We start from the raw sequence: 13,223 nt of genomic DNA, 5'->3' as shown, positions 1-13,223 counted from the left end.
CCAGAACCGCGCCTCTCGGGCACGGTGTTCCAGCCTCGATCCCATCTGCAACACTCCAAATCACGGTGGTGTTGCAACGACCGGCTGAACCCAAGCATCGGCTACCGGACTCCGCTGCTCATTGAGCCGTCTCTCACGGCTGCTGTGCGTCTCGAGCCTCGATCACGAGGTCGGCAATCTCCGCCGCAATCTCGTCAATAGGAGTGTCACTGGTTGATCGAGCAAATTTGTCCGCGAGGGACGGGCTGTGCGCCGAGATAGCGGCATGGTCGACGTTGTGCCAGACCGGCAACAGGTTCTGCTGCCCGCCAACGGTGAGGGTAACGATGCCGTCGAGTTCGTACTGCGGCCAGCCCTTTGAGAAGTAAGCGTCGCTGAACACGACCGCCGCGAAGCGACTGCTGCGTAGCCCGCGGTCGATGCGACGTCGAAGACTGTCGCCGATGCGCAACTCAGCCTTGTCGAGCCACACCGAGACTCCCCGGTCTTGAAGAGCCTGCGCGAGAGGGAGCGCGACGTCTGCCTTGTCTTCACTGGCATGGGAAAGGAAGACGTCCCAGGTGCGCCCGTCGAAGTCCGCATCCGATTCAGGCGGGAGCGGACGACGGACGGAGACCTGCCCCGAGACGCCTCGTTCCGGTGCCGATCGGTATTCGGGGAGATTCCCGCGAGGAGGCGGCTCTACCGCGACTGTCGCGTTGATGCGACCTTTCGCACCGCCGAGGTCGATGGCGAGATACCAGTGCCCGTTGGACGGCACCGTGAGTCTTGCAGGGCTCCTTTTGATGAGTCCGCCGGTGTATCGGAAGCGCCCACCTCGGCTCGCCGCATAGGTGCGGTAGTTCGACGAGTCCATCAGCAGGACGTTGGCCTGCTGGCGCAGGGTGACGACGACCGTCGCCCCCTTCTTCAACTGCCCGAGATCCTTCTTGAGGTGTTCCACAGCTTGAGCCTACGAGCGACCTCCGACGCGTCGACGAGGATCGTTGGCTGCCGGATGGAAGCGGCCCAGTGAACGATAACAAACTCGTACTCACGCCGACATGATGGACGCGGACCTGCGGAGCGGTTCCGCTGTCCGATGGGAGAAGCCATGTCAGACGATGAGGTCCTCGCGAAGTTCCGCGAGACGTTCGTAGACCCCAACAACGCTGGACTGTTCCTCGACACGGAGGGGCCGGACGGCTACAACTGGACCACCGTCCCCCGCATCGAGACGGAGGATGCGCTGGCCGAAATCGCGCCGGACGCTGAGGTCGATCAGCTCGAACGTCTAGCCGCCGACCTCAACGGCGAGTTCCCGGCGTGGGCGCGACGATCGGACCTCGGCTGATGACCCTCAGCGGTGAGGACCTGACGCGAGCAAGCGGGTCCCTTCGGGCCTACAGTGTTGCGGGTCACGACGACGATCGGGATGAAGCGCACTCGATTCTGACGGATCTGATTCTCGACGCCACGGCGCAGGGCGATCAGGAGGCTTTCGAGGCGCTGAACGAAGCGCGGCTTCTGCTGTCGCAGGGACACTCCCAGGCGAACGATGCCGACAACATGCTCGAAGCGCTGGCCCAAACGCGCCGCGAGTAGCGGGGCACTTGCATCACCAGGGCAGAGACGGCCGAGGGCTCCCGACCAGTGTCGGGAGCCCTCTCTCTGTGTCCGATAGCCGATCGGCTACCGGACGTGTTGACGGCGGCTTCGTTCTTCCCAAGTGTGCCATGCCCGTGGTACACCTGTGTGAGGGGGTTCGCATGTTCGTGTTGATGGTGATTTCGAGTGGGGTGCCGGTGGCACTCGCCGTCGCTCTGGTGGTCGGAAGTGTGCTCGCGCACGTCGACGGACGTCGCGCCGGCGGTGGCGGTCCGACCTGGGACCGCCTGGCGGCGGCTGTGGTCGGCGTCGTCGGGTGGGTGCTGCCCCTGGTCCTGTCGTTCTCGATGATCGGGCAGTTTCGATGGTGGCCTGAGGTGCTGCCAATCGCCGCGGGCGTCGCCGCGGTTCTCGTCGCTGGGCGCGGTGCGACCGTCCCTGTGACTGCCGACCAGCCCGTGCTCGACCTGCGCCGCCGGAGGCCGCTGACGTTCACCAGGGGCGTCGAGGTGCTGGCTGCCGCCGCCGCGACGGTCGTTCTCGCGCTGACCGTGCTCGGCGCCGGGCTGCTGTCTTCCCAGGACGACGAGGGCCGATACGCGTTCATCACGATTCCGGTCGGGGACGCGACGGCGAGTACGGAGTTCTTCGGCTGGTACTACGGCCTGCCCGTCGTCGTGGCGGCTGCGGCGCTCGTCGTCGTCACGCTTGCCGGACTGCACCGGATCGCGTGCGCCCCGCGGGCCGACGCGAACCGAGCTGGCGACGACCTCCGTCGGCGTGACCGGTCTTCCGCGGTGCTCCGGAGCGCCACTTCTGCACTGCTCCTCACGCTCGGGTCGTCCTGGCAGCTCGTCGCCCAGGCGTCCTCACTGCGCACGTCCATCCCACGCACGGAAGCCGGGACGATCGAGTTCGGGACGTCCTTCGCCGCTCTGGGTCCCGTCCTCGACTTCTCGTCGCACTGCGTGGTCGGGCTCGGCCTCGCACTCGTCGTTGCACAGCTCCTGGGCCGTCGTCCATCCGTATCGTCAGGTGTCGGGTCAGACCACCGACCGGTCCGTGCGTGATCGGTTCCGGTGCGCCCACCGGGGCCGATGCCATCGCCGAGCTGATCCGGGGACAGATCGCCGTCGGACTGCTCGCGCCGGGCGCACGCCTGCCGTCGGTCCGGCAGCTCGCCCGCGACATGTCCGTCGCCCCGGGCACCGTCGCGAAGGCATTCCAGCGGCTCGACGCCGAAGGGTTCGTGGTGACTCGCCTCGGCTCGGGCACGCGGGTAGCCGAGCGGAGCGGCGCGCTGCCCGGCGCGATCCTCGACACGCTGCGCCGCAGCGTCGAGGACGCCGACCGACACAATGTCGGCATCGAGCAGCTGCACGCTGCGCTCGACGCCATGTGGGCGGCCGAGCACCCGACGCCTCCGGAGTGAGCCGACGCGTCAGCACCGTCTGCGTGCACCTGCTCCAGTGGACGCCCGCGCTGCACCCGAGATACAGCGCGTCGGCGCTGGCGAACCGCACTTGCCGCGTCCGATAGCCGATCCGCATTTGGGACTCCTCTGAGCCGCTTCCCCGTGAATCGGGTCGAGGCGTAGCGTGAGATTCATGCCAGAGGAAGATTCAGGAGAGGGTCGCACGCTGACCAGATCGCTCTTCGGTCGACCCAAGATCTGGGTCGCCTGCCTATGGCTTGCGGTCGGTATCGCCTGGCTCGGCCTCGCGATCGCCGAGCCGAGTGCCTTTCGATACTTCGTCGCTGCCCTCTGGACGTTCGGAGGCTTCGGGATGCTCGCTGTAGCGCTTCGAGACCGTGCCAATCGGAACCGGCAATAGGTGTAGAGCTGTGGCGTTTTGGTGGCCGATCGGCCACCGGACGTGGCTACCGTGTCGTCATGAATGCTGCCGAGTTCCGCCGCATCGACATGTTCTGCGACTACGAAGCGGAGTGGCCGCTCTGGGACGGCGGGATGATCACTCCGTCATCGCTAGGACTCTCAACCGCCCTCACCCTGAAACTACGGGTGTGGACCGATTACTACCTCGAGCATGCTCGGGTGAACCAGGGGTGGCTGGTCTCGAAGGACCGCGATGCTGAGTGGTACGCCGAAGGGAGGCGGTTGAGCGAGCACCTTGCTCGCGAGCTCAACGACAAAGTCGAGATTCACTACACGGGCACCTGACCAATGCTGAGCGCCATGGGATCGGCCAGTACATGCCAACATTCTCGGAGTGGCCCCGAGACCGCTCACGCTGACTGACCATTAGCAGATCGTCAACCGGGCCTACGCCTGAGAGCGACGCTGGTCGGTGGCCAAACCTTCCGCCCCGCCTTTCGATCCGCGACTTCTGCATATCGCTGCGTCCAGTCGTGCGTGGCGCCATCGGTTCTGCGCGAAGCCGATCCCCGCGAGACAAAGGGCCGCGCCTGCGCCGGCCAGGACGGTGAGGAGGATACTCCCCGCGTCTCCTGCCGCGGCCCGCCCGGACTCGATAGTGACACCGACTAGGCCGACGAACGCCAGGCCGAGAACAGCCGAGATCACCTTCATGGTTCGAAGCTACATCCCGTTCCGATAGCCGATCCGCCAACGGACGCTTTGGGCTGGTCAGTACTTGCCCCGACTGTAAGCGAAAAACAGAAGCGCGGGCATACCGACGCCCACGACGAGAAGCGCCCCTCGATCCGGGCCGCCAACGGGTTCGAGACGAGGATGAAGAGGGCATCGGGTTCGACCGGAACGTGCTCGGTCGACCGATCGTCGTCGTCGCGGACGAGAGCGCCGTGCCCGCGGCCGCAGGCATCCTCGAGTCGCTCCCCCGCACCACGAAGGGGACAGCGCTGCTCGAGGTGCCGACGGACGCGGACGTCCGGACGATCGACGCCCCGCTCGGCATCGACGTGCACTGGATCACCCGCGAACCCGGGCGCACCCCGGGAGCCGCCGCGCTCGACGCGACCACGCGCCTCCCGGTCAGCGGGGAGCACGCCGCGTGGGTGGCAGGCGAGCAGTCGCTCGCCCGCGACGCGCGACGGCACTGGGTCGGGGCCGGGGTGCCGAAGGGACAGATCGCCTTCACCGGGTACTGGCGAGTCGGTCGCTCGTCCTGATCAGCCGACGTCGGCGCGGTGGATCCCGAGGTCGGTCAGCGGGAACGACAGGGGGTCGGCTCGGACGGCGTCGACGGCGTGCTCGACGGCGCCGAGCACGACGACGTCGGCCCCGAGCGACGACGCGACGATCTCGGGCACCGGGTCGAAGTGGCCGCCGTCGAGCAGGTCGCGCGCACGCTCGATCACCGCGGCGGCCGGCTCGGCGATGGCGCCGGCGACGACCACGCGGTCGATGTCGAGCAGGCTCGCGAGCAGCACGCAGACCCGCGCCAACCGGTCGCCGAGCCGGTCGACGATCGACACAGCGACGGAGTCCCCGGTGCGGGCGGCGGCGAACACCGCGGCCGCGTCGGACTCCGGCCCGAGCGGACCACCGATGGGCAGTCCCCCGGCGTCTGCTGCCTCGACGACCAGCTTGCGAGCCGTCGCCCCGATGCCGTCCGAGGACCCCACTCCGTCGACGATCTCGAGCACGCGCATCTCGCCGGCGCCGCCGTGGGCACCCCGCAGGAGCACGCCGTCGACGACGAGCCCGGCACCGAAACGTTCTCCGGAGAGCAGGGCCGCGAACGACGCCTCGCCCGACGAGGGCCGTTCGGCGAGCGCCGCCAGGTTCGCGTCGTTCTCGACGACCACGCGGTCACCCGGCACGTCGTCGCCGAAGCCGGGGTTCATCCGGTCCCAGAAGCCGCCGTCGCCCGGTGAGGCCCCGGCGGCGTCGACCGGCGCCGGGATCCCGACGACCGTCACGAGCACCCGGGCGGGGTCGACTGCCGCGTCGGCGAGCGCGGCGGCGACGGTCTCGGCCAGCACGCGCAGCCGGACGGGCACGTCGAGCCCGGACTCGCCGAGGGTGCCCGCCGCGCGTCCGAGCACTGCACCCCGGAGGTCGGCGACGAGGGCGGTCACGCGGTGCTGTCCGGCGTCGACGCCGACCACCACCCCGGCGTCGGTGTCGAGTTCGTAGCGCCGGGCGGGTCGGCCCATGCGGTACTCCCCCGCGGCCCGGGCGTCGTCGAGTTCGCGGACCCAGCCGAGACGGACGAGTTCCTCGCACGCGCCGAGCACGGTCGAGCGGGTCAGGCCGGTCGCGTCCATGGCCTCGGTCGCGGTGAAGGCGTGCACGGCGAAGGCGTAGTCGAGCAGCGTCCCTGCGCTCGTTCCCCGGTGCGACGGCATGTCGTGACCCTATCGCGACGTCACTTGCTTGCGCGATTAGATTTTCTCGCTACATTTAGTCCTGCGGGCGGCACCGGAGCCGTCCCGCGGTCCGGAACGGCAGGGACGCCGGGTCCGGTGGACGGAGACGACGTGCGACCACACGCCACAGAGCCCAGGAGCGCGACAGCGGTCAGCCGCCGCGGCTTCCTGTTCGGTGCGGGCGGCATCGGAGCGAGCCTGGCGCTCGCGGGATGCGCCCCACTCGGTTCGTCGAGCAGCCGACCCGAGACGATCACGTTCTACGTCTCGAAGCCCGAGGTGATCGGGTACTTCGACGACGTCATCGCGAAGTTCCACGCCAGCCAGGACAAGGTCCGGGTGGTCCGTGACTCGACGTCGAGCATGTCCGCGAACTTCGTCCGGAACCGGCCGCCGGACCTCGGGTGCTGGAACTACAACTTCTCCGTCGCCCCGTTCGTCGAGCACGGTGCGCTCACCGACCTGTCCGACCTGCCCCAGGCGGACACGATCAACCCGGACCTGTGGCCGCTCCTCGAGCAGACCGCCGACTACCCCGGGCGGAAGAGCGCCCTGCCGTACTCGGTCACCGCCGCGTCGGTCATCTACAACAAGCAGCTCTTCGCCGACCAGGGCCTCGAGGTCCCGACGACCTGGACCGAGTTCGCCGACGTCTGCGGGCGTCTGACGAAGGCCGGCATCGCGCCGATCTACGGCACGTTCAAGGACAACTGGACGATCGCGCAGGGCATGTTCGACTACTCGATCGGCGGCATGATCGACGTCCCGAAGACGTTCTCGGCGCTCCAGCGCGAGGGCACGAGCGTCGGCAAGGGCTCGTCGGTGTCGTTCGAGAAGGACTTCGCAGCCCCGATGCAGCGGATGGAGCAGCTCCGCCAGTGGCACCAGGACGGCGCCGCCAGCCGCGGGTACGGGGACGGCAACCTCGCCTTCGCGCAGGGCAAGGCCGCGATGTACCTGCAGGGGCCGTGGGCGCTCGGCGAGATCGCGAAGACGAACAAGGACATGGACCTCGGCACGTTCCCGCTCCCGGTCACCGACGACGCCGCCGACCGGAAGGTCCGCGTGAACGTCGACCTGGCGCTCTGGATCCCGGAGGCGTCCCGCAAGCAGGAGGCAGCCCGCGAGTTCCTGTCGTACCTGATGACCCCGACGGTGAACGACCGGTACAACGCCGACAACAACGGCTTCGGCGTCCGGAAGGACGCTCCGCCCGCCTCGAACCCCGCACTCACCGGCATGCAGTCGTACTACGACGACGCGGCCTTCTACCTCGGCGCCTCGCAGCTCATCCCCGCCGAGATCCCCGTCGCGAACTACGCGCAGTCGATCGCCTTCGGCGGCGACGCGCAGCGACAGCTCCGCACCCTCGACGCCGACTGGGCGCGGCTCGCGCTCCGTACGGCCGCGTAAGGAGACCTGGCATGGCCACCACGACCACCGAATCGATCACGACGGCGGACCGCCGCCGTCGTGGCGGAGCCGCACCGCGCCTCCAGGCCCGGAACGGGAAGACGGGCGCGCGCCGCAGCGGGCGACGCATCGACCCGCTGTTCCTCGCGTTCCTGCTCCCCACCCTCGCGCTCTTCACCCTCGCCATCACGCTCCCCGCCGTGATGGGCATCGTGCTGAGCTTCACGAACTCCGTCGGCTTCGGCGAGTTCCGCTTCATCGGCCTGACGAACTACGTCGCGGTGTTCTCCGACCCGGCGATCCTGCAGGCGTACCTGTTCACGCTCGGGTTCTCGCTCGTCACCGTCATCGTCGTGAACGCGATCGCGTTCCTGCTCGCCATCGCGCTGACGTCGAAGATCCGCGGCAAGATCGCGCTCCGCGCCGTCTTCGTCCTGCCGATGGTGATCTCCGGCATCGTCATCGCGTACGTGTTCTCGTTCCTGTTCGCGAACAGCCTGCCGGCACTGGCCAGCGCGATCGGCTTCGGACCGCTCGAGCAGAGCATCCTGGCGAACCCCGACCTGGCCTGGCTGGCGATCGTGGTCGTCACCGCGTGGCAGGCGATCCCGTCGACGCTCCTCATCTACATCGCCGGGGTCCTGTCGATCCCGGGCGAGGTGTACGAGGCGGCGGCGCTCGACGGTGCGAGCTCCTGGCGGCAGCTGGTCTCGATCACCGCACCGCTGACGGCGGGCTACATCCTGATCAACCTGGTCATCGGGTTCAAGAACTTCCTGAACTCCTACGACATCATCGTCGGCCTGACCGACGGCGGCCCCGGCACCTCGACCACCAGCGTCGCGATGTCGATCTTCAAGGGCTTCAACGGCGGCGACTACGCCTACCAGATGGCCAACGCCACGATCTTCTTCGTCATCGCGGTCGTCATCGCCGTGATCCAGCTGCGGGCGACCCGCGGGAAGGCAGCGCTCTGATGTCCCTGCAAGCACCCCTCCGCCCGGGCACCACGAAGACGGGCAGCATCCGCTCCGTGGACGCCGACCGGACCGCCGGCCGTCGCGGTGGCCGGTCCAACTGGCCCGTCACCGTCCTGCTCGTCGTCTGCGCCCTGTCGGTCCTCGTCCCGCTCTACGTCACCCTCACGATGGCGTTCAAGACGACCGCGCAGTCGGTCGACGGCAACGCGTTCTCGCTGCCCGCGCCGTTCAGCGTCGACGGCTTCGTGCAGGCCTGGCAGCTGACCGACTTCCCGCGGGCGTTCGGCGTCTCGGTGTTCGTCGCGGCGATCACCGTCGTCGGGACGATCCTGCTCGCCTCGTTCACGGCGTACGCGATCGCCCGGAACTGGGACCGCCGGCTGTTCCGCTGGTCGTTCTTCTACCTGCTCGCGGCGATGTTCCTGCCGTTCCCGGTGCTCGCGCTGTCGCAGGTGAAGCTCACCGGGATGGCCGGGCTCGACAACCCGATCGGCGTCGCGATCCTGCACGTCATGTTCCAGCTGTCCTTCAGCGTCCTGCTCTTCACCGCGTTCCTGCGGTCGATCCCGGCGGAGCTGGAGGAGAGCGCGCGCATCGACGGAGCGAGCACGGGGCAGGTGTTCTGGCAGCTGGTGTTCCCGCTGCTCGCACCGATGAGCGCCACCGTCGGCATCTTCGCGTTCCTGGCGTCGTGGAACGACTTCGTCATGCCGTCGCTGATCACCTCGAACCCGTCGCTGCAGACCCTGCCGGTGCTGCAGCAGATGTTCCAGACGCAGTTCAGCAACAACTACAACGTGTCGTTCGCCTCGTACCTCATGGCGATGGCCCCGGCGATCATCGTCTACCTCGTCACCCAGCGATGGGTGATGGCCGGTGTGACGCAGGGCGCGATCAAGTGACCACCACGCCCCGCACCACAACGACCCCCGCCACCACGACCCGCACCACCACGTCTCCCACCACCACGACCCCCACCTCCGAGAGGATCCCCGTGACCGACATCCTGGTCCAGCCCGCCGCCACCACGACCGACGAGACCTGGTGGCGCCAGGCGAGCGTCTACCAGATCTACCCGCGCTCCTTCGCGGACGCCAACGGCGACGGCATCGGCGACCTGCGCGGCGTGACCTCGCGCGTCGGGTACCTGGCGTCGCTCGGCATCGAGGCCGTCTGGCTCAGCCCGTTCTACCCGTCCGCCCTCGCCGACGGCGGCTACGACGTCGACGACTACCGCGACGTCGACCCGAAGCTCGGCACGCTCGACGACTTCGACGCCATGGTCGAGGCGCTGCACGGCGCGGGCATCCGGGTCATCGTCGACATCGTCCCGAACCACACCAGCGACCGGCACGAGTGGTTCCGCGAGGCCCTCGCCAGCCCGAAGGGCTCCCCCGCCCGCGACCGGTACGTCTTCCGCGACGGCTCGGGCCCCTCCGGCGAGGACGCGCCCGCCGACTGGATCTCGATCTTCGGCGGCCCGGCGTGGACCGCGGTCGGCGACGGCCAGTGGTACCTGCACAGCTTCGCGAAGGAGCAGCCCGACCTCGACTGGTCCAACCGCGAGGTCCGCGACGACTTCCTCCGCACCCTCCGCTTCTGGTCCGACCGCGGGGTCGACGGGTTCCGCATCGACGTGGCGCACGGGCTCGCGAAGGACCTCGGCGAGACGCTGCCGACGTGGGCCGAGCTCGCCGAGATGCCGAAGGACGGCACGCACCCGCTGTGGGACCGCGACGACGTGCACGAGATCTACGCCGAGTGGCGGCGGGTCTTCGACGAGTACACCCCGGCGCGCACCGCCGTCGCCGAGGCCTGGGTCCCCGCCGACCGCCGTGCCCGCTACGCCAGCGCCGAGGGGCTCGGACAGGCGTTCAACTTCGACCTGCTCGAGGCCGACTTCGACGCCGCCTCGTTCCGGACGATCATCGAGTTCAACCTCGGCCTCGCCGAGCAGTCCGGCTCGTCGACCACGTGGGTGTTCTCGAACCACGACGTCGTCCGGCACGCCACCCGGTACGCGCTGCCCCCGCGGAGCGGCGACGCCGACCACGCGCCGACGACCGAGAAGCAGGGGAGCGCCTGGCTGCTCGCCGGCGGCGCGCAGGACGCGCTCGACCGTTCGCTCGGCCTGCGGCGGGCGAAGGCCGCGACGCTCCTCGAGCTCGCGCTGCCCGGTTCGGCCTACCTGTACCAGGGCGAGGAGCTCGGTCTGCAGGAGGTCGGCGACATCCCCGACGCCGACCGCCAGGACCCGGCGTTCTTCCGGAACCCGGGTGTCGACGTCGGCCGTGACGGCTGCCGCGTGCCGCTCCCCTGGACGCGCTCCGGGTCGTCGTTCGGCTTCGGCCCCGGCGGCTCGCACCTGCCGCAGCCGTCGTGGTTCGGCGAGTCCTCGGTCGAGGCCGAGGACACCGACCCCGACTCGACGCTGAACCTGTACCGGAAGGCCCTCGGGCTGCGCGGGCAGCTGCAGTCCGAGGAGCACCTCGAGTGGCTCGAGACGGGGCGCGACGACGTGCTCGCCTTCCGCCGGCCGAACGGCTGGACGAGCGTCACGGTCTTCGGCGACGAGCCGTACGGCCTCCCCTCCGGCGAGCTGCTGCTCGCCTCCGCGCCGGTCGCAGACGGCGCGCTGTCGGGTGTGGGGACGGCCTGGTTGCGTTCCTGACGGAAGGTGCGCGTCCTCGACGCGACCAGGTGACGGACTGGAGGCGCGGTGCAGGCAGGCACCGCGCCTTCGGTCCGTCAGGCGGTCCCGGTAGTGTCGGCACGTCGAGAGGGGCGAGGATGGCCGGGGCGAGCATCACCGTGCAGGACTTCGTCATGCGCTTCGGCGACCGGAACGTGGTCGACGGGCTGTCGTTCGACATCGCCCCCGGCGAGACCTTCGGCCTGCTCGGCAGCAACGGGTCCGGCAAGACCACCACGATCCGTGCCCTGCTCGGCATCACCACGCCGACGGCCGGCACGCTCACGATCGACGGGCACCCGTACAAGCCCGCCACCGGCGGCATCGGCTACCTGCCGGAGGAACGCGGGCTCTACCGCAAGGAGTCCGTCATCGACGTGATGTCCTACTTCGGGCGACTCCGGGGGCTCCGCGGGGCCGAGGCCACCGCGTGGAGCATGGACTACCTCGCCCGGGTCGGTCTCGCCGACCGCGCGAAGCTCCGCGTCGACAAGCTGTCGGGCGGGCAGCAGCAGAAGGTGCAGCTCGGCATCACGATCATGGACCGCCCTCGCCTGCTCATCCTCGACGAGCCGACGAAGGGCCTCGACCCGGTGAACCGCCGGCTGCTGCTCGACCTGGTCGACGAGCGGAAGGCCGACGGCGCGACGGTCATCCTCGTCACGCACCACATGGACGAGGTCGAACGGCTCTGCGATCGCATCCTCCTGCTCAAGGACGGCACCGCGGCCGCGTACGGCACCATCCCCGACGTGCAGGACGCCTTCGGTGGCGCGGTCGCCCGCGTCGGCCTCGACGGCACCGTCCCGCGGTCCCCGCTCTACCGACTCGCCCGCCACGAGGGGCACGTCGCCTACCTCGTCCCGACCGAGGCCGCGGCGGCCGACGGGTCGGACATCCTCGCGACGCTCGTCGCCGCCGGCGTGCACGTCACCGCGTTCGAGATGCGGCGGATCCCCCTCGACGAGATCTTCGTGCAGGTCTACGGGCACGACGCCGACGCCGGGGTCGCCGCGTGAGCCGCCTCGGGACCGTCGTCCGGTTCGAGTTCGTCCGCGCGGTGAAGAAGCCCGCATTCTGGATCGGCACCCTCGCACTGCCCGTCGTCATCGTGGTCGTCTCGCTGCTCGTCGGCGTCGGGCAGGCCGCGGGCACCGACTCGGTGATGTCGAGCTCCTCGGCGGCGCGGACCCCGTTCCACTACGTCGACGACTCCGGGCTCGTGTCCGAGAAGGTCGCGCACAAGTGGGGCGGTTCGCCGTCGAGCGACCCCGCGGCCGACCGCGCAGCGGTGCGCGACGGGCGGCTCGACGCCTTCATCACCTTCCCCACGTCACCGTCGACGACGCCGATCCGGATCGAGGCCGCCGACCGCGGGCTCTTCGGCAACGGTGGCTACTCGTCGCTCGCCGAGCAGGTGCTCGAGCAGAGCGTCGCGGCGACGGTCGACGACCCCGAGACCGTGCACCTGCTGCGGACGCCGCCGGACACCGATCTCACCACCTACGCCGACGGCGAGGTCGCGCCGGGGTGGCTGTCCATCGTGCCGCCGTTCGTCTTCGTGGCCGCGTTCTTCGGGCTCGTCATCCTGCTCGCCGCCCGGATGGTGACCGTCGTGGTCGAGGAGAAGGAGAACCGGATCTCCGAGATGATCCTCACCACGGTGACCGCCGGTGACCTCATCCGCGGCAAGGTCATCGCGATGCTGCTCGTCGGGTTCGTCCAGGTCGGGGTCTTCGTCGTCCCCGGACTCGTCGGACTGGTGGCGCTCCTGCCGCTCATCGCCGCGCGCCTGGGCGGTCTCGTCATCGACCCGTGGCGGATGACCGTCGGGGCACTGCTGCTCATCGGCGGGGTGCTGCTGGCATCCGGCCTGTTCGTGGCCGTCGGCGCCGCCGTGCCGTCGATCAAGGACGCCTCGGCGCTGCAGTCCGCGGCGATCTTCGCGCTGATCATCCCGATCTACGCCGCGTTCTTCGTGATGACCACGCCGACGTCGCCGATCGCCGGGTTCTTCACGTACTTCCCGACGTTCACGCCGATCACCGCGATGGTGCGGAACGCCGTCGGTTCCCTCAGCGTCACCGAGTCGGTGGTGTGCATCGTCGAGGTGTTCGTCGTCGCCGGGCTGCTGCTCTGGTTCGCGGAGTACCTGTTCCGGCACTCGGTCGCCCAGTACGGGTCGAAGGTGACGCTGCGGCAGATCGCGTCGTGGCGGCGGCCCCGCTCGCGCTGAG

14 protein-coding genes are annotated in these 13,223 nt (G+C 69.3%); 12 read left to right on the top strand and 2 right to left on the bottom strand.

Going from position 1 to position 13,223, the window contains the following annotated elements; all coding sequences use genetic code 11:
• Positions 1–133: 133 nt before the first annotated feature.
• Positions 134–943, bottom strand: coding sequence for a DUF1883 domain-containing protein (locus EDF64_RS16850; RefSeq protein WP_133521117.1), 810 nt, complete (start codon positions 941–943; stop codon positions 134–136).
• 150 nt (positions 944–1,093) lie between these two features.
• Between EDF64_RS16850 and EDF64_RS16845 the strand changes: the two genes are divergently transcribed.
• The 6 genes from EDF64_RS16845 (at position 1,094) to EDF64_RS16820 (ending at position 4,698) form a co-directional block, all read left to right on the top strand.
• Positions 1,094–1,333: a hypothetical protein gene (locus tag EDF64_RS16845; RefSeq protein ID WP_133521116.1), complete on the top strand. Its 240-nt coding sequence runs from the start codon at positions 1,094–1,096 to the stop codon at positions 1,331–1,333.
• A complete protein-coding gene (locus tag EDF64_RS16840; protein ID WP_133521115.1) occupies positions 1,333–1,584 on the top strand; it encodes a hypothetical protein in 252 nt (83 codons plus the stop codon). Before EDF64_RS16845 ends, EDF64_RS16840 begins: the two co-directional genes overlap by 1 nt.
• Before the next feature lie 131 nt (positions 1,585–1,715).
• Complete coding sequence (locus tag EDF64_RS16835; protein WP_133521114.1) at positions 1,716–2,657, top strand: hypothetical protein; 942 nt, start codon at positions 1,716–1,718, stop codon at positions 2,655–2,657.
• Positions 2,654–3,019 carry a GntR family transcriptional regulator gene (locus EDF64_RS16830; RefSeq protein WP_133521113.1) on the top strand — a complete coding sequence of 122 codons (366 nt, stop codon included), beginning with the start codon at positions 2,654–2,656 and terminating at the stop codon, positions 3,017–3,019. The genes EDF64_RS16835 and EDF64_RS16830 overlap by 4 nt, the downstream gene beginning before the upstream one ends.
• Positions 3,020–3,481: 462 nt before the next feature.
• Positions 3,482–3,769: a hypothetical protein gene (locus EDF64_RS16825; RefSeq protein ID WP_133521112.1), complete on the top strand. Its 288-nt coding sequence runs from the start codon at positions 3,482–3,484 to the stop codon at positions 3,767–3,769.
• Positions 3,770–4,329: 560 nt separating this feature from the next.
• On the top strand, positions 4,330–4,698 hold the full coding sequence (locus EDF64_RS16820; protein WP_166645787.1) for a siderophore-interacting protein: 369 nt from the start codon (positions 4,330–4,332) through the stop codon (positions 4,696–4,698).
• Here the strand turns inward: EDF64_RS16820 and EDF64_RS16815 are convergent, their stop codons facing one another.
• Positions 4,699–5,880, bottom strand: a complete 1,182-nt coding sequence (locus EDF64_RS16815; protein WP_133521110.1) for an ROK family protein — start codon at positions 5,878–5,880, stop codon at positions 4,699–4,701. It abuts the gene before it with no gap.
• Between the two features lie 132 nt (positions 5,881–6,012).
• On the opposite strand from EDF64_RS16815, the gene EDF64_RS16810 reads away from it, so the two are divergent.
• From EDF64_RS16810 to EDF64_RS16785, 6 genes are all read left to right on the top strand, one after another.
• Entirely contained in the window at positions 6,013–7,314 is a 1,302-nt protein-coding gene (locus tag EDF64_RS16810) for an ABC transporter substrate-binding protein (protein WP_133521109.1), read from the top strand.
• A gap of 11 nt (positions 7,315–7,325) precedes the next feature.
• Entirely contained in the window at positions 7,326–8,291 is a 966-nt protein-coding gene (locus EDF64_RS16805; RefSeq protein WP_133521108.1) for a carbohydrate ABC transporter permease, read from the top strand.
• Positions 8,291–9,196: a carbohydrate ABC transporter permease gene (locus tag EDF64_RS16800; protein ID WP_133521107.1), complete on the top strand. Its 906-nt coding sequence runs from the start codon at positions 8,291–8,293 to the stop codon at positions 9,194–9,196. The genes EDF64_RS16805 and EDF64_RS16800 overlap by 1 nt, the downstream gene beginning before the upstream one ends.
• A 92-nt stretch (positions 9,197–9,288) precedes the next feature.
• Positions 9,289–10,965, top strand: coding sequence for a glycoside hydrolase family 13 protein (locus EDF64_RS16795; protein ID WP_133521106.1), 1,677 nt, complete (start codon positions 9,289–9,291; stop codon positions 10,963–10,965).
• A 119-nt stretch (positions 10,966–11,084) separates the two neighbouring features.
• The gene (locus tag EDF64_RS16790) at positions 11,085–12,005 is read left to right on the top strand and encodes an ABC transporter ATP-binding protein (RefSeq protein ID WP_133521105.1); all 921 of its coding nucleotides are present in this window, start codon (positions 11,085–11,087) and stop codon (positions 12,003–12,005) included.
• The gene (locus tag EDF64_RS16785; RefSeq protein WP_133521104.1) at positions 12,002–13,222 is read left to right on the top strand and encodes an ABC transporter permease; all 1,221 of its coding nucleotides are present in this window, start codon (positions 12,002–12,004) and stop codon (positions 13,220–13,222) included. Before EDF64_RS16790 ends, EDF64_RS16785 begins: the two co-directional genes overlap by 4 nt.
• The last annotated feature ends 1 nt before the right edge of the window (position 13,223 follow it).

The sequence above is a fragment of the Curtobacterium flaccumfaciens genome, assembly GCF_004361695.1.
GTDB lineage: Bacteria > Actinomycetota > Actinomycetes > Actinomycetales > Microbacteriaceae > Curtobacterium > Curtobacterium flaccumfaciens_B.
Note: the sequence above shows the minus strand (reverse complement) of the source record. Positions and strands in the feature narration are given on the sequence as shown.